Raw genomic sequence first — 17,083 nt, 5'->3', positions numbered from 1 at the left:
TCAACCTCAAGGAGCCGTTATGTCTCAATTCTTTTTTAATCAACGCACCCATCTCGTGAGCGACGTCATCGACGGTACGATTATCACCAGCCCGTGGAATAACCTGGCGCGTCTGGAAAGCGATCCGGCCATTCGCATCGTGGTCCGTCGTGACCTCAACAAAAATAACGTAGCGGTCATTTCCGGCGGCGGTTCAGGGCACGAACCCGCGCACGTTGGGTTTATCGGTAAAGGTATGCTAACCGCCGCAGTCTGTGGCGACGTGTTCGCTTCCCCGAGCGTAGATGCGGTACTGACCGCCATTCAGGCGGTAACCGGTGAGGCGGGCTGTTTGTTGATCGTGAAAAATTACACCGGTGACCGTCTTAATTTCGGTCTTGCCGCCGAGAAAGCCCGTCGCCTTGGTTACAACGTTGAAATGCTGATTGTCGGCGATGACATCTCCCTGCCGGATAACAAGCACCCGCGCGGCATTGCGGGAACCATCCTGGTGCATAAAATCGCGGGCTATTTTGCCGAACGCGGCTACAACCTCGCCACCGTCCTGCGTGAAGCGCAATACGCGGCCAATAACACCTTCAGTCTGGGTGTTGCGCTTTCCAGCTGTCATTTGCCGCAAGAAACCGACGCCGCCCCACGTCATCATCCGGGCCACGCGGAGCTGGGTATGGGCATTCACGGCGAACCAGGCGCCTCGGTCATCGACACCCAGAACAGTGCGCAGGTGGTGAACCTGATGGTGGATAAACTGCTGGCCGCCCTGCCTGAAACCGGCCGTCTGGCGGTGATGATTAACAATCTTGGCGGCGTTTCTGTTGCCGAAATGGCCATCATTACCCGCGAACTGGCCAGCAGCCCGCTGCATCCGCGTATCGACTGGCTGATTGGCCCGGCCTCGTTGGTTACCGCGCTGGATATGAAAGGCTTTTCACTGACGGCAATCGTGCTGGAAGAGAGCATCGAAAAAGCGCTGCTCACAGAGGTGGAAACCAGTAACTGGCCGACGCCGGTCCCACCGCGTGAAATCAGCTGTGTACCGTCATCTCAGCGTAGCGCACGCGTGGAATTCCAGCCTTCGGCGAACGCCCTGGTGGCCGGGATTGTGGAACTTGTCACCACAACCCTTTCCGATCTGGAGACCCATCTTAATGCGCTTGATGCCAAAGTCGGCGATGGCGATACCGGTTCAACCTTTGCCGCAGGCGCGCGGGAAATTGCCAGCCTGTTGCATCGTCAGCAGTTGCCGCTGGATAACCTTGCCACGCTGTTTGCGCTGATTGGCGAACGTCTGACCGTGGTGATGGGCGGTTCCAGCGGTGTGCTGATGTCTATTTTCTTTACCGCTGCGGGGCAGAAACTGGAACAGGGAGCTAACGTTGCCGAAGCCCTGAATACGGGACTGGCGCAGATGAAGTTCTACGGCGGCGCAGACGAAGGCGATCGCACCATGATTGATGCGCTGCAACCGGCCCTGACTTCGCTGCTCACGCAGCCGCAAAATCTGCAGGCCGCCTTCGACGCCGCGCAAGCGGGAGCCGAACGAACCTGTTTGTCGAGCAAAGCCAATGCGGGTCGCGCATCGTATCTGAGCAGTGAAAGCCTGCTCGGAAATATGGACCCCGGCGCGCATGCCGTCGCGATGGTATTTAAAGCGCTGGCAGAGAGTGAATTGGGCTAAGCCATAAGTGCCTGATAAGGCACTTACGCCGCCATCCGGCGAAGATATGCCTGATGCGCTGCGCTTATCAGGCCTACGAGTACTGCGAGTGCAAACCTTTGTAGGCCGGATAAGGCAACGCCGCCATCCGGCAGTGCGTTAACGATAAACGCGGATCCCGCCCTCTACGCCACGGCTAAACAGCACCTGCCAAAGCTCAATATCTCTGGCGCGGAAAGCCCCGGCGCAGGCACATAAATAATAATTAAACATTCTTCTGAAGGTGGCGGAATAACGTGACGACAGCTCCGGCCAGGCCTGATTAAAGCGCTCATGCCAGGCCATCAGCGTTTTATCATAATCGCTGCCAAAGTTATGCCAGTCCTCCATCACAAACCGTGATTCGCTGGCCTCGGCAATATGGGAAATCGACGGTAAGCAACCGTTCGGGAAAATGTATTTATTGATCCACGGATCGACGCTCATCCCTTTTTTATTGCTGCCAATAGTATGCAGCAGGAACAGTCCGTCCGGTTTTAAACAACGGTCGGCGATGCTGAAATAGGTGTCGTAGTTTTTCGGCCCGACATGTTCAAACATCCCCACGGACACAATGCGATCGTAGTGTTTATCAAGATCGCGATAATCCTGCAGCAGAATGTTAACGTCCAGCCCTTCACAGCGCTGCTGCGCCATTTTCTGCTGCTCTTTGGAAATGGTAACGCCTTCTACCGCCACGCCATAATGACGCGCCGCATATTCTGCCAACCCGCCCCATCCACAACCGATATCGAGTAAACGCATACCCGGCTTAAGCTGCAGCTTCTCGCAGATCATTTTTAATTTGGCATTTTGCGCTTCGTCTAATGTGGTCGCGTCTTTCCAGTAACCGCAGGAATATTGCATATGCGGATCAAGCATCAGCGCAAAGAGATCGTTACCAATATCATAATGTTCTTTACCGACGATCCATGCACGGCTACGTGACTGCAAATTAAACAGGCGTGCGCTGGCAATGCGTAAAATATCTTTCAGATTACCTGGCATCTGCTGGTCGAGTTTTGCTTTCAGGATTTTGCAGAACAGAATATCGAGCCGTTCGCAGTCCCACCAGCCTTCCATATAGCTTTCGCCAAGCCCTAATGAGCCTTGTTGCAATACCCGTTTAAAGAAACCAGTATGATGAAGTTGAATGTCCCAGGCGCGCGAGCCATTAATTCTGATATCCGCTTGCGAAAGCAGCTCTTTTCCCATTCGGGTCCAGTTATCATTTGTTTCATTGACGATGACAGCATCTGAACAAAGCGAGTTCATGGTATTTACCAAAAGTGGGCTAAAAATTATTACGCAAGATTATTATGGAAAAAAGAGTGTATGTATTATGATCCGCGGACAAGATCTATCGAGCAGCGGACACACCATCGGGAGCATTGACGATTCATTTATGGAAACTCTCGCGCAAAAACAGTGGAACTCCTTCCCGGATAACTCCATGACCGAACTGCCGCAGGACGTATTCTTTCGCTCTTATGTCCTGGAAGCCAACCACCATGTACCGCAGCATTCACACTCTTTTATGCAGTTTCATTTCGCCCGCAAAGGCAGCATGCGCATTGATGTTGCCGGTAAGTGCTGGATAATCCCGGCGCATTATGGCATCTGGATCCCAAATAATACGGAGCATGCGGTTTGGGCATTAGATGATGTATATTTAGAAAATCTGGATATTAAACCGGGTTTTCTTGAAGAGAGCATCAATGAATGCAAAGTAGTGGCTATCAGTGATTTCGCCAGAGAGTTTATTCATTACGCCACTAATTCAATTTCAGGCCATTATGATAGTCAGTCAAAAGAGGGCAAGCTGGTTAGTGTGCTGGTCGATATTATTCTGCAACTCCCGGAAGTCGCTTTTGTATTACCCTGGCCGCAGGATCGCGAATTAACCAAAGTCTGCCGAACAATACAAGAATCCCCCGCACTGGAGCATTCGGTTGAATACTGGGCGCAGCATTTGGGTATGTCTGCCCGTACCTTTTCACGTCATTTCAAAAAAGAAACCGGATTGCCCTTCAGCGTCTGGAAGCAAAAAATGCGAATACTTGAATCGGTATTAATGCTGAAGAAAAATAAAAGCGTAACCGCCGTGGCACTCGACGTTGGGTATTCAAGTACCGCGGCATTTAGCTACGCATTCCGCCAGGCGTTTGGCGTTCCGCCCTCTAATTACTGATTAACGGCGTTGATGCCAGTAAGCCGCTGCACGAACCCGTTGCTGATCGAACGCCTCGGTTTCAAAACGAGCACTCAGGTTTTTGACCACCTTTCCTTCGCCAGTGATCCAGATGAAATAATCGTCTGTGGGCATGCTTAGCCGCGATAAGTGTTCATTCACCGCCTGCTCGTTATGGCCGATAAACCACTGAAGAGTAAATCCGTCGAGATGGGCAAAATAGTCCTGGTAGGCTGCATCCTGCACGCTAACCAGCGCCGTGACGTTCGGACGTACCACCAAACGGCTGAGCGACTCCAGGCGTCGGCGCAACGCGGGCATTCCCGACTCATCACACACGTAAACCTGATACGCATAATCCTCTGGCACCACCAAAGAACCGCGCGGCCCGCCGATCGTCAGCTTGTCACCCTCACGGGCATTCATCGCCCACGTACTTGCCACGCCGCCGTCATGAATATAGAAATCCAGTGCCAGCTCATGGCGCGCTTCGTCATACAACGGCGTGTAGTCACGGGAGAGCGGACGTACACCGTCCGCCCAGACAATGCCTTCATCGGTGACGACAGGTGGTACAAAGTTGCTGCCCGGTTCAGGGAAAAAGACCTTGGTATGGTCGTCAAAGCCGCGTGAGCTAAAACCGTCCAGCGCGTCACCGCCCAGTACAATACGCTGAAAGCCCGCGCTAATACGCTCTACGCGCAGGACAGTAAGTTCCCGAAAGCGAAGTTCATTGCGAACGCGCTGCGGGTAGCGTGAGGTGTTTGTTGTCATTTTTTCGCCTTCGTGAAAATAATAAGATATATCTAAACTCATTTTCAAATGATAATGATTGCTAATCAAAAAGATTGCAAGCACTTTTTGATATAGTTGAGTTATGATTACCCCGCTATCACAACCACATAAAAACAGTTAATAATCATCATGTTATACAGAATATAATTTGTAGACTTGCAAACTGATAATTTTTAGATATAAATTAGATATATCTAAATAACATCAGGAGACGATGATGCAAAACCATCATGAAGGTTGCTGTAAGCACACTGAGCACCAACACGAAGGCTGCTGCAAGGGTGAAGGACATCACCATGAAGGCCGCCACAACGAGCACCATGCAGGTTGCTGCAAAGGTGAAGAACATCGCCATGAAGGCTGTAACAAAGAACATCACCACGAGCAGGGTTGCGGACATCGCCACGGTCGTGGTGGCGGCGGAGGGGGTCGTCGTCAGCGGTTCTTCGGCCACGGCGAATTACGCCTGGTGATTCTGGATATCTTGACCCGCGACGCCAGCCACGGCTATGAGCTGATTAAAGCGATTGAAACCCTGACCCAGGGTAATTACACCCCAAGCCCGGGCGTTATCTATCCAACGCTGGATTTCTTGCAGGATCAGGCACTGATCACCGTCAGCGACGAGGAAGGTGGGCGTAAACAGATTGCGATCACGACTCAGGGCCAGCAGTGGCTGGATGAGAACCGTGAACATCTGGAACATATCCACGAACGGATTAAAGCCCGCTGCGTGGGTTTTGAATTACGCAAAAATCCACAGATGAAACGCGCGCTGGAAAACTTCAAAGCCGTGCTGGATCTACGCGTCAATCATGGTGATACCAGCGATGCGCAGATCAAAAAAATCATCGGTATTATCGATCGCGCTGCACTGGATATTACTCAGCTGGATTAATCTGCACAGCAGGCGGAACCCGTATGCCCAACGTTCCGCCTGTATTTTTAGTATTAATGCAGCACCGTAACCGCATCTTCCAGACGACCCGCGCGATGCTTCACCATCGCGGAAATCTGCGCACTCTCTTCAACCAGTTCGGCGTTTTTCTGTGTAATGTTGCTCAGCTCATTCACCGCGCGGGTCAGGCTGGAAAGACCGTCTGATTGTTCCAGCGTGGAGTGGCTGATTTGGGCGATCAGTTGAGTGACGTTTTGCACCTGCGCCACAATATCGTCCATCGTGCGTCCTGCGGCGTGAACCTGGTCAGATCCGGACTGCACCTTGTCAGCGCTGGCATCAATCAGCTTGCGAATATCATTGGCTGCACTGGCGCTACGGCTAGCAAGATGACGTACTTCTCCCGCCACCACGGCGAACCCTTTCCCCTGCTCGCCCGCCCGCGCGGCTTCAACAGCGGCATTCAAAGCCAGAATGTTGGTCTGGAAGGCAATATCGTTAATCAGCGTCGTAATGGTGCCGATCCGCTGGGTGCTGTTGGCGATATCGTCCATGGTTTTGATGACGGTATCCATCGCCTCACCGCCGTGCGTTGCCGCGCTACTGGCGGCAATAGAGAGCTTATCGGCAGCGGCGGCGGTCTCTGAGTTTTGTTTCACCGATGCCGCCATCTGATTCATGGTGGTCACCGTTTCCTGCACGTTCTCGACAGTCTGCTGCGTATGCTTGTTTAAATCGTCGCTGCCTTTCGCCAGCGTTTCGCTGTCGCTGCGCACGCAACTCACCTGGCTGGAGACGTCGTGAATGAGCCAACGACACATTAATCCAAGTTGGCCCACTGCTCGTAGCATCAGGCCCAGTTCATCACTACGGTTAAGATGCGACACGCTGTTCCGCTCACCGGTCGCCACTTTCAGCGCCTGACGGGTGACATTCTCAATAGGACGCACAATTTGCCATTCGAAAATAGCCGTTCCAAAAAGCATCACCAATGCACTCATCAGCTGTAACGGCCATTCGGCGCCCATTTGCTGCAATGCGACCGCTAGCAGGACAAACATGAATGCCATCACGCTGCGCACCCGCCAGCGAATCGGCATCGCCGGCAGTTTACCCAGCCAGCCTTTGCGTACCACCAGCCCTTTATGAATACGTCGGTTGCAACGTCCTTCGTTCAGCGCTTTATATAAAGGCTCTACCGCCGCAATTTCCTCTTCAGTAGCCCGGGTACGAATCGACATATACCCGGTCACGCGTCCTTCCCGCACCATCGGTACCGCATTGGCCCTCACCCAGTAGTGATCGCCATTCTTACGCCGGTTTTTCACAATCCCGCTCCATGGCTCGCCCTGCTGCAGGGTGTACCACATATCCGCAAACGCCGCTTTTGGCATGTCCGGATGACGAACCTGATTGTGCGGCTTATCGAGCAATTCATTCAGCTGATAGCCACTGACCTGGACAAATGTATCGTTCGCATGGGTGATATAGCTTTGTAAATCGGTGGTAGACATGAGGGTGATATCATCATCCAGCGGTGTATTTTGCTGACTAACGTAGGGATGAGAAGACATGATTGCGTCCTGTGCAGGTTATCTGGTTGTTAACTCTTTCGGCTTATGTTATTTCGGCGATAATTTTTTTATCTTTAGTTGTTAAATTTGATTTAGATCGCAATTTGCGATTAAACCTCAAAATCTGTACGCATTCTAATCCATTGATTTAAAATACTTTCATCTGGTAACTATTCAACGTCACTTCTACCAGCGCACCGTCACAGTGCAAATATTGCCCATTTTTAGCGCAAATTTGCGTTTATTCGATCTGTTTTCAGGCTCCTTACTTGGGCAAAATGCCAGCAAATGTTAAAGCACGGCATTAAATGTTGCGCAAATGAGATGTTTCCTGGTGTTTATCCCGATTTTTGCGAAGCGCGCCGGAATGGCGCAATCCCTGCAATACTTAATTCAGTATCATGTGATACGCGAGCTCCGGGAGCATATTTTGAACAGGTTACCTTCCAGCGCATCGGCCCTGGCCTGCAGCGCACACGCACTGAATCTCATCGAAAAGCGCACGCTTGATCATGAGGAAATGAAATCGTTAAACCGAGAGGTGATTGAGTACTTCAAGGAGCATGTCAATCCGGGGTTCTTAGAGTATCGAAAATCTGTAACTGCAGGCGGGGATTACGGAGCCGTAGAATGGCAAGCAGGAAGCCTTAATACGCTTGTCGACACCCAGGGGCAGGAGTTCGTCGATTGCCTGGGTGGTTTTGGAATTTTCAACGTGGGGCACCGTAATCCAGTCGTGGTTTCCGCCGTACAGAATCAACTCGCGAAACAACCTCTACACAGCCAGGAGTTACTTGACCCTCTGCGGGCCATGCTGGCAAAAACCCTCGCCGCACTGGCGCCCGGTAAACTGAAATACAGTTTTTTCTGTAACAGCGGGACCGAGTCGGTTGAAGCCGCCTTGAAGCTGGCGAAAGCATATCAATCGCCGCGCGGTAAATTTACGTTTATTGCCACCAGCGGCGCATTCCACGGTAAATCACTGGGCGCGCTGTCCGCTACGGCTAAATCCACCTTCCGTAAACCCTTTATGCCGCTGCTGCCGGGCTTCCGTCATGTGCCGTTTGGCGATATTAACGCAATGCGCACCATGCTCAGCGAGTGTAAAAAGACCGGTGACGATGTCGCAGCTGTGATCCTCGAGCCGATCCAGGGTGAAGGAGGGGTGATCCTGCCGCCGCAAGGTTATTTGACCGCCGTTCGTAAACTTTGCGATGAGTTTGGCGCGCTGATGATCCTTGACGAAGTGCAAACCGGCATGGGGCGTACCGGCAAGATGTTCGCCTGCGAACACGAAAACGTGCAACCCGACATTATGTGTCTGGCCAAAGCGTTGGGCGGCGGTGTGATGCCCATTGGCGCGACCATTGCCACCGAAGAGGTGTTCTCCGTCCTGTTCGACAATCCTTTCCTGCATACCACCACGTTTGGCGGCAACCCGCTCGCTTGTGCAGCTGCGCTGGCCACCATTAACGTCCTGCTGGAGCAAAATTTACCGGCTCAGGCGGAGCAGAAAGGCGATATGTTGCTGGATGGTTTCCGTCAGCTTGCGCGGGAATACCCGGACCTGGTACATGATGTTCGCGGCAAGGGCATGCTGATGGCGATTGAGTTTGTCGATAATGAAATCGGCTACAACTTTGCCAGTGAGATGTTCCGCCAGCGGGTGTTGGTTGCCGGCACGCTTAACAATGCAAAGACGATCCGCATCGAACCGCCGTTGACGTTAACGATCGAGCAATGCGATCTGGTATTGCGATCGACGCGCAAAGCCCTGGCAGCATTACGGGTGAGCGTGGAGCAAATGTAACAACCTTACCCGGCCTATAGAAGACACTCTTTTGTAGGCCGGATAAGGCGTAGCCGCCATCCGGCAATTAGCCTAACTTAAACAATCCGCACACCAGCAGGCATAAGGCGTTCTGGCGTCAACAGTACGCTTTCACTACCGTCGTCGGTTTCCGCACACAGCAGCATGCACTCTGATGTCTCACCGCGCATTTTGGCCTTTTGCAGATTACACAGCACCACCACCGTTTTGCCCATCAACTCCTCTTCACTGTAGTAAGGCACCAGGCTGGTTACGGTTTGCAGCGTACGCTCTCCCACATCTACCTGTACGATATACAGCTTATCGGCATTGTCATGGCGCTTTACCTGTGCGATTTTTCCAACACGTATTTCCATTCGGGCAAAATCAGCAAATGAGACGGTATCCATTGTTTTCTCCTTTGGTAAAATTTTACTAAATACTAGCAAAATATTTTCCGGGCATTGTTCTCAAAAGCGGGAAAATGACGTACTCATCACACTCTGAAAGCCCAGTTTTACCCCGAGCATGTCAATTAATCATGCTTTTTTTACTGAAAACAGATGAATAGATAAGCACTTCATTTACAATGCGCAGGTAACTCAGGGAAAAGGCAAACATGGCAACACTTAAAGACATCGCAATCGAAGCTGGCGTGTCCCTGGCGACAGTGTCCCGGGTTTTAAACGATGACCCCACGCTGAATGTAAAAGAAGAGACTAAGCATCGCATTCTGGAGATCGCGGAAAAGCTGGAGTACAAAACCAGCAGCGCCCGAAAGAACCAGACCAGCGCGCTCGGCCCCCAGCATATTCTGGCGCTCTACAGCTATCAGCAAGATTTGGAAATCAACGATCCTTACTACCTCGCGATCCGCCATGGGATTGAAACCCAGTGTGAGAAACTCGGGATCGAACTGACCAACTGCTATGAGCACAGTGGTCTGCCGGAGAGCAAACACATTACCGGCATTCTTATTGTCGGCAAACCTTCTCCCGCTCTGCGCGAGGCGGCAACAGCGCTTACCGACAACATCTGCTTTATCGATTTCCATGAATCCGGCAGCGAATATGATGCCGTCGATATCGATCTGGCACGCATCAGCAAAGAGAGCATCGACTTCTTCATTGCCCAGGGCGTCACCCGCATTGGTTTCATCGGTGGCGAAGACCAGCCAGGCAAGGCCGATATCCGCGAAGCCGCGTTTGTCGAATACGGTCGTCTACAGCAGGTCGTTTCTGAACAGGATATCTATCGCGGCGGTTTCTCCAGTTCATCAGGCTATGAACTGGCTAAAGAAATGCTGGCGAAACCCGACTATCCCAGCGCCCTGTTTGTGGCTTCAGACTCGATTGCCATTGGCGTTCTGCGCGCCATCCACGAGCGTGGTCTGAATATTCCGCAGGATATTTCGCTGATTAGCGTTAATGATATCCCAACGGCGCGTTTCACCTTTCCTCCGCTTTCCACCGTTCGCATTCATTCGGAAATGATGGGCAGTCAGGGCGTCAACCTGCTGTTCGAAAAAGCCCGTGACGGGCGTGCGCTCCCCCTGCTGGTTTTTGTTCCCAGCAAGCTGAAACTGCGCGGCACCACCCGCTGAAATCCCCCGTTAACCCGCCCGGTTTCTTCTGATGCCGGGCGCGCATTGTCATGCATTCTTTTCCGCGTCCGAATTATTTTCGTGATCCAGTTAAAGTAAATCACCTCACCCGCTATATTTTAGTAAAACTTTTACTAAAATCACCATCAATTACACTTACCCACCATTACAATGAATGGTTCCGATTTTTCTCCACCGGGAGGCCTTATGAATCGCTGGGAAAACATTCAGCTCACCCACGAAAATCGACTGGCGCCACGCGCATATTTTTTCTCTTACGACTCCGTTGCGCAGGCTCGCTCGTTTGCCCGCGAAACCAGCAGTCTCTTTCAGCTGCTAAGCGGTCAGTGGAATTTTCAGTTCTTTGAGCATCCGCTGCAGGTGCCGGAAGCCTTTACGTCGCAGTTTATGAGTGACTGGGGCAGCATCACCGTCCCCGGCATGTGGCAGATGGAAGGACACGGCAAGCTGCAGTATACCGACGAAGGTTTTCCTTTCCCGATTGATGTCCCCTACGTTCCGACCAATAACCCCACCGGGGCCTATCAGCGTATTTTCACCCTCAGCGAAGGCTGGCAGGGCAAACAGACGCTGATTAAGTTTGATGGCGTAGAAACCTACTTCGAAGTTTACGTGAATGGTCAGTACGTTGGCTTCAGCAAAGGCAGTCGCCTGACGGCCGAATTTGATATCAGCGCGGTGGTGAAGACCGGTGATAACCTGCTGTGCGTTCGCGTAATGCAATGGGCTGATTCCACCTACGTTGAAGACCAGGATATGTGGTGGTCGGCGGGAATTTTCCGCGACGTCTATCTGGTCGGCAAACAGGCGACCCACATTCAGGATTTTACCGTTCGCACCGAGTTCGATGATGACTATCGCGACGCCACCCTCTCCTGCGACATTGCGCTGGAAAACCTGGCCTCCACGCCAGCGATAGCGTCGCTGGAATACACCTTGTTTGACGGTGAGAAGGCGCTGCATAGCGGTGTGATTAACACCCTGAAGGTGGATAAACAAACGCAGACCGCTTTTCATTTCAAGGTTAGCGCGCCGCAGCAGTGGTCTGCGGAATCGCCGTATCTCTACCATCTGGTGATGACGCTGAAAGATGCCAGCGGCAACATCCTTGAGGTCGTGCCACAGCGCGTTGGATTCCGCGATATTAAAGTTCGCGACGGTCTGTTTTACATCAATAACCGCTACGTGATGCTGCATGGCGTTAACCGCCACGATAACGATCATCTTAAGGGCCGCGCGGTCGGTATGGATCGTGTTGAAAAAGATCTGCTGTTAATGAAGCAGCACAACATCAACTCCGTACGCACCGCCCATTACCCGAACGATCCGCGTTTCTATGAATTGTGCGATATCTACGGCCTGTTCGTGATGGCCGAAACAGACGTTGAATCTCACGGCTTCGCCAATATCGGCGATATCAGTCGGATCACCGACGATCCACTGTGGGAAAATGTCTACGTTGAGCGCATCGTGCGCCACGTCCATGCGCAGAAAAATCACCCTTCGATCATCATCTGGTCGCTCGGTAACGAATCCGGATACGGCTGTAACATCCGCGCCATGTATCACGCTGCGAAAGCGCTGGATGACACGCGTCTGATCCATTACGAAGAAGATCGTGACGCTGAAGTGGTGGATATCATCTCCACCATGTACACCCGCGTGCCGCTGATGAATGAGTTTGGTGAATATCCGCATCCTAAACCGCGCATCATCTGTGAATATGCTCACGCCATGGGCAACGGTCCCGGCGGGCTAACGGAATATCAGAACGTCTTCTATCAGCATGATTGCATTCAGGGGCACTATGTCTGGGAGTGGTGCGATCACGGGATTCAGGCTAAAGATGACGACGGCAACGTCTGGTACAAATATGGCGGCGACTACGGCGACTATCCGAACAACTACAACTTCTGCCTTGATGGCCTGATTTATTCCGATCAAACCCCAGGACCGGGACTGAAAGAGTACAAGCAGGTAATTGCGCCGGTGAAAGTGCGCGCACAGGATCTGGCCCGCGGCGAGCTACGGGTAGAAAACAAACTCTGGTTCACCACGCTTGACGACTACACCTTGCATATTGAGGTTCGCGCCGAAGGAGATACGCTCTCTGTTCAGCAGATAAAACTGCGCGACGTTCCTCCCAACAGCGACGCGCTGCTGCAATGTGCACTGCCGGAGCTGGATGCGCGCGAAGCGTTCCTTAACGTCACCGTGACAAAAGATTCCCGTACGTCATACAGCGAAGCCGGGCATCACATCGCGACTTATCAGTTCCCGCTGAAGGCCAGAACGGCGGCTGCCGTACCGTTTAGCCTGCAAAACGCCACCCCTCTGACGCTGGAAGACAGCCGTCAGAGCTGCACCGTTCGCGGTTATAACTTCCATCTGACCTTCTCAAAGCTGACCGGTAAACCGATCGCCTGGAACGTCAATGGCGAAGAGCTGATTACCCGCGAGCCTAAGATTAATTTCTTCAAACCGACCATTGATAACCACAAGCAAGAGTTCGAAGGCCTCTGGCAGCCGAATCATTTACAGATTATGCAGGAGCATCTGCGCGAATTTACCCTTGAGCAAACGGATGATGCGCTGCTGATAACCAGCCAGACCATTATCGCCCCGCCGGTATTCGATTTCGGTATGCGCTGCACCTATCGCTGGCGCATTGCCGCGGACGGTCAGCTGAATGTGGAACTTTCTGGCCAGCCTTACGGCGAGTACCGGGACATTATTCCGTGCATCGGTTTCACGATGGGCATCAACGGTGATTTGGGCCAGGTGGCGTATTACGGACGTGGTCCCGGTGAAAACTATGCCGATAGCCAGCAGGCCAACATCATCGACATCTGGCGCAGCAGCGTGGATGAGATGTTCGAAAATTATCCTTTCCCGCAAAACAACGGCAATCGTCAGGACGTGCGTTGGGCAACGCTAACCAACCGCCACGGCAACGGCCTGCTGGTGGTCCCGCAGCGCCCTGTCAACCTGAGCGCCTGGCGCTATACGCCGGAAAATATCTTTGCCGCACAACACTGCAACGCGCTACAGCGTAGCGATGACATCACCCTGAATCTGGACCACCAGTTGCTGGGCTTAGGTTCCAACTCGTGGGGAAGTGAAGTGCTCGATTCCTGGCGCGTCTGGTTTACGTCATTCAGCTACGGCTTCACGTTGTTGCCGGTTTCCGGCAGCGAATCTGGCGCTCAAACCGCCGCCAACCGCGCCTTTGGCACCGGGTTCTTTTCCACGAATATGCACAGCGAGAATACAAAATGAGGATCATCGACAACTTAGAGCAGTTCCAGCAACGCTATGCTTCAGGTCGGAAATGGCAACGCTGCGTCGAGGCCATTGAAAATATTGACAATATTCAGCCAGGCGTCGCCCACTCTATCGGTGATTCCCTGAGCTACCGCGTGGAGACAGACTCCGCGACCGATGCGCTGTTTACCGGTCATCGTCGTTATTTTGAGATCCATTACTACCTGCAAGGGCAGCAAAAAATAGAGTATGCCGCCAAAGAGGATCTCCAGGTGGTTGAATATTATCGCGATGAAACCGATCGCGAATATCTGAAAGGTTGTGGAAAAACCGTCGAAGTGCACGAAGGACAAATGGTTATTTGTGACAACCATGAAGCCTATCGTTTTATTTGTAATAACGCAGTGAAAAAAGTCGTACTCAAAGTCACCATCGAAGATGGTTATTTTCATAATAAATAAAAACACAGGCGGCGCCGACGTTGCGCCGCCAGTACCCTATAATAATCAGGAATCGGAGATGTGCTATGTCTGATACCAAACGTAATACCATCGGCAAGTTCGGCTTACTTTCACTCACCTTTGCCGCGGTTTATAGTTTTAATAACGTAATCAACAATAATATTGAGCTTGGTCTGGCATCCGCACCGATGTTTTTCCTCGCGACGATTTTCTACTTTATTCCGTTTTGCTTAATCATCGCCGAATTTGTTTCGCTGAATAAAAACTCCGAAGCCGGTGTCTACGCATGGGTAAAAAGTTCGCTGGGTGGACGTTGGGCATTTATTACTGCCTACACCTACTGGTTCGTTAACCTATTCTTTTTTACCTCGCTTTTGCCCCGCGTTATTGCCTACGCCTCATATGCTTTTTTAGGCTACGAATACATTCTGACGCCGTTCGCAACCACCGTGTTAAGTATGGTGCTGTTTGCCTTCTCCACCTGGGTTTCGACCAATGGTGCAAAAATGTTAGGGCCGATTACCTCGGTCACCTCCACGTTGATGCTGCTGCTGACGCTGTCCTATATTTTACTGGCAGGTACGGCGCTGGTTGGTGGCGTACAGCCTGCTGACCCTATCACCGTAGACGCAATGATCCCGAATTTTAACTGGGCCTTCCTCGGTATCACCACCTGGATTTTTATGGCGGCAGGCGGCGCGGAGTCGGTGGCGGTGTACGTCAACGACGTCAAGGGCGGCTCCAAATCATTCGTGAAGGTCATTATCATTGCCGGGATTTTTATCGGCGTGCTCTATTCCATCTCCTCGGTGCTAATCAACGTCTTCGTCAGCAGCAAAGAGCTGAAGTTTACCGGTGGTTCGGTGCAGGTATTCCACGGCCTGGCGGCATATTTCGGCCTGCCGGAGCTGGTCGTGAACCGCTTTGTCGGCCTGGTCTCCTTTACCGCGATGTTCGGCTCCCTGCTGATGTGGACCGCAACGCCGGTGAAGATCTTCTTCTCTGAAATTCCGGCGGGTATTTTCGGTAAAAAAACCGTCGAACTGAATGAAAACGGCGTCCCGGCCCGTGCAGCATGGATCCAGTTCCTGATCGTTATCCCGCTGATGATTATCCCGACGCTCGGCTCCAATACCGTGCAGGATTTAATGAACACCATCATCAACATGACCGCCGCCGCCTCGATGCTGCCGCCGCTGTTTATTATGCTGGCTTACCTGAATCTGCGTGCAAAACTGGACCACTTACCGCGCGACTTCCGTATGGGTTCGCAAAAAACCGGCATTGTTGTAGTGTCGATGCTGATCATTCTTTTCACCATCGGATTTATTGCCTCTACCTTCCCAACCGGCGGCAATATCATGACCATTATTTTCTATAACGTCGGTGGGATTGTTATTTTCCTCGGTTTTGCCTGGTGGAAATACAGTAAATATATCAAAGGGCTAACCAAAGAAGAAAAAGCTATTGAGGCAGCCCCTGCTTCAGATATCAATTAATGACTAAAACATAATAACAATAAACAATATTCGCCAAGGCTATAACCAAAATAATTCGAGTTGCATGAAGGCGGCAAGTGAGTGAATTCCCAGGAGCATAGATAACTATGTGACTGGGGTGAACGAACGTAGCTAACGCACATGCAGCTTGAAGTATGACGGGTATATAACAATAAAAATTATATTTTATTTGCTTAGGATCGAAGCATGAAAAACATTAGCCATTGTTGCAGGGCAATTATTGCCCTGCCCTTTTTCTGCGTCTCCTCTCTGGGTGCAGAAGAAGTTCGCCCTGCAGAACACGACGACACGAAAACACCAGAAATATCTTCCCCCTCAATTCGCTTTTATGGCGAATTGGGCATGGGAGGATATATGGATTTAGAAGGACAAGACAAACATAAATACAGTGATGGTACCTATATAGAAGGTGGCCTGGAGATAAAACACGGCTCTTGGTTTGGTCTGATCTACGGCGAGGGCTGGACCGTACAGGCCGACCATCAGGGCAATGCCTGGGTTCCTGACCATAGCTGGGGCGGATTCGAGGGCGGGATCAACCGCTTTTACGGCGGTTATCGTACCAATGACGGAACGGAGCTGATGCTCAGCCTGCGCCAGGACTCTTCGCTGGATGACCTGCAATGGTGGGGGGATTTCACTCCAGACCTGGGCTACGTTATTCCCAACACCCGTGACATCATGACTGCCATTAAGGTGCAAAACCTGACCGGTCCTTTGCGCTACAGCGTGACAGCAACGCCCGCCGGACACCACGACGAGAGCAAAGCCTGGCTGCACTTTGGTAAATACGATCGCTACGACGATAAATATACCTATCCGGCCATGATGAACGGCTATATCCAGTACGACCTGACTGAAGGCGTAACCTGGATGAACGGCCTGGAGATCACAGATGGTACCGGACAGCTGTTCCTGACCGGCATCCTTTCGCCCAACTTCGCCGCCCGCGCCTGGCACCACACGGGCCGCGCCGACGGGCTGGATGTGTCCGGCACCGAAACCGGCTATATGGTCAGCGCAATGTATGAAGCGCTAAAAGGCGTTTACCTCTCCACTGCTTATAGCTACGCCAAACACCAACCGGATCGCGCCGAGGACGAAACCACTTCCTTTATGCAGTTCGGTATCTGGTATGAATACGGCGGCGGCCGTTTCGCTACCGCCTTCGACAGTCGGTTCTATATGCAGAATGCATCCGGCGACCCGAGCGACCAAATCTTCCTGATGCAATATTTCTATTGGTAACA

Annotated in this window: 13 protein-coding genes; 9 read left to right on the top strand and 4 right to left on the bottom strand. The window is 51.9% G+C overall.

Translation table 11 applies throughout. The features are described from left to right. Positions 1-19 precede the first annotated feature (19 nt). The gene (locus ACHHZ7_RS10240) at positions 20-1,678 is read left to right on the top strand and encodes a glycerone kinase (protein WP_060683163.1); all 1,659 of its coding nucleotides are present in this window, start codon (positions 20-22) and stop codon (positions 1,676-1,678) included. A gap of 138 nt (positions 1,679-1,816) precedes the next feature. Here the strand turns inward: ACHHZ7_RS10240 and cfa are convergent, their stop codons facing one another. Beyond that, positions 1,817-2,971, bottom strand: a complete 1,155-nt coding sequence (gene cfa / locus ACHHZ7_RS10235) for a cyclopropane fatty acyl phospholipid synthase (RefSeq protein WP_048225647.1) — start codon at positions 2,969-2,971, stop codon at positions 1,817-1,819. A 67-nt stretch (positions 2,972-3,038) separates the two neighbouring features. On the opposite strand from cfa, the gene ACHHZ7_RS10230 reads away from it, so the two are divergent. Beyond that, positions 3,039-3,887, top strand: a complete 849-nt coding sequence (locus ACHHZ7_RS10230; protein WP_003828520.1) for an AraC family transcriptional regulator — start codon at positions 3,039-3,041, stop codon at positions 3,885-3,887. On the opposite strand, the gene ACHHZ7_RS10225 is transcribed toward ACHHZ7_RS10230, so the two are convergent. Further along, the gene (locus ACHHZ7_RS10225) at positions 3,888-4,661 is read right to left on the bottom strand and encodes a siderophore-interacting protein (RefSeq protein ID WP_060683162.1); all 774 of its coding nucleotides are present in this window, start codon (positions 4,659-4,661) and stop codon (positions 3,888-3,890) included. A gap of 235 nt (positions 4,662-4,896) precedes the next feature. On the opposite strand from ACHHZ7_RS10225, the gene ACHHZ7_RS10220 reads away from it, so the two are divergent. Further along, entirely contained in the window at positions 4,897-5,580 is a 684-nt protein-coding gene (locus ACHHZ7_RS10220; RefSeq protein WP_164091703.1) for a PadR family transcriptional regulator, read from the top strand. A 53-nt stretch (positions 5,581-5,633) separates the two neighbouring features. Here ACHHZ7_RS10220 and ACHHZ7_RS10215 read toward each other — a convergent pair whose 3' ends face one another. After that, positions 5,634-7,154, bottom strand: coding sequence for a PAS domain-containing methyl-accepting chemotaxis protein (locus ACHHZ7_RS10215; RefSeq protein ID WP_060683161.1), 1,521 nt, complete (start codon positions 7,152-7,154; stop codon positions 5,634-5,636). Between the two features lie 430 nt (positions 7,155-7,584). Here ACHHZ7_RS10215 and ygjG point away from each other — a divergent pair, with 430 nt between their 5' ends. Continuing rightward, entirely contained in the window at positions 7,585-8,964 is a 1,380-nt protein-coding gene (gene ygjG, locus ACHHZ7_RS10210; RefSeq protein WP_167371260.1) for a putrescine aminotransferase, read from the top strand. 77 nt (positions 8,965-9,041) lie between these two features. Here ygjG and ACHHZ7_RS10205 read toward each other — a convergent pair whose 3' ends face one another. Then, a complete protein-coding gene (locus ACHHZ7_RS10205; protein WP_060683160.1) occupies positions 9,042-9,374 on the bottom strand; it encodes a tRNA-binding protein in 333 nt (110 codons plus the stop codon). 209 nt (positions 9,375-9,583) lie between these two features. Here ACHHZ7_RS10205 and ebgR point away from each other — a divergent pair, with 209 nt between their 5' ends. The 5 genes from ebgR to ygjJ all read left to right on the top strand — a co-directional run bounded on the left by ebgR (position 9,584) and on the right by ygjJ (position 17,081). Then, a complete protein-coding gene (gene ebgR, locus ACHHZ7_RS10200; protein WP_032945068.1) occupies positions 9,584-10,567 on the top strand; it encodes a transcriptional regulator EbgR in 984 nt (327 codons plus the stop codon). A gap of 207 nt (positions 10,568-10,774) precedes the next feature. Continuing rightward, complete coding sequence (ebgA, locus tag ACHHZ7_RS10195; protein ID WP_060683159.1) at positions 10,775-13,867, top strand: beta-galactosidase subunit alpha; 3,093 nt, start codon at positions 10,775-10,777, stop codon at positions 13,865-13,867. Further along, complete coding sequence (locus ACHHZ7_RS10190; RefSeq protein ID WP_003828536.1) at positions 13,864-14,313, top strand: beta-galactosidase subunit beta; 450 nt, start codon at positions 13,864-13,866, stop codon at positions 14,311-14,313. The genes ebgA and ACHHZ7_RS10190 overlap by 4 nt, the downstream gene beginning before the upstream one ends. 65 nt (positions 14,314-14,378) lie before the next feature. Beyond that, complete coding sequence (locus tag ACHHZ7_RS10185; RefSeq protein ID WP_060683158.1) at positions 14,379-15,812, top strand: amino acid permease; 1,434 nt, start codon at positions 14,379-14,381, stop codon at positions 15,810-15,812. Positions 15,813-16,019: 207 nt separating this feature from the next. Then, on the top strand, positions 16,020-17,081 hold the full coding sequence (gene ygjJ, locus ACHHZ7_RS10180) for a protein YgjJ (RefSeq protein WP_192463948.1): 1,062 nt from the start codon (positions 16,020-16,022) through the stop codon (positions 17,079-17,081). Positions 17,082-17,083: the final 2 nt, after the last annotated feature.

Origin of the sequence: Citrobacter freundii complex sp. 2024EL-00216 (assembly GCF_043945515.1) — a bacterium.
In the GTDB taxonomy this organism is placed as follows: Bacteria; Pseudomonadota; Gammaproteobacteria; order Enterobacterales; family Enterobacteriaceae; genus Citrobacter; species Citrobacter portucalensis.
The sequence above is the reverse complement of the archived record's forward strand: the minus strand, read 5'-3'. Positions and strand labels throughout refer to the sequence as shown.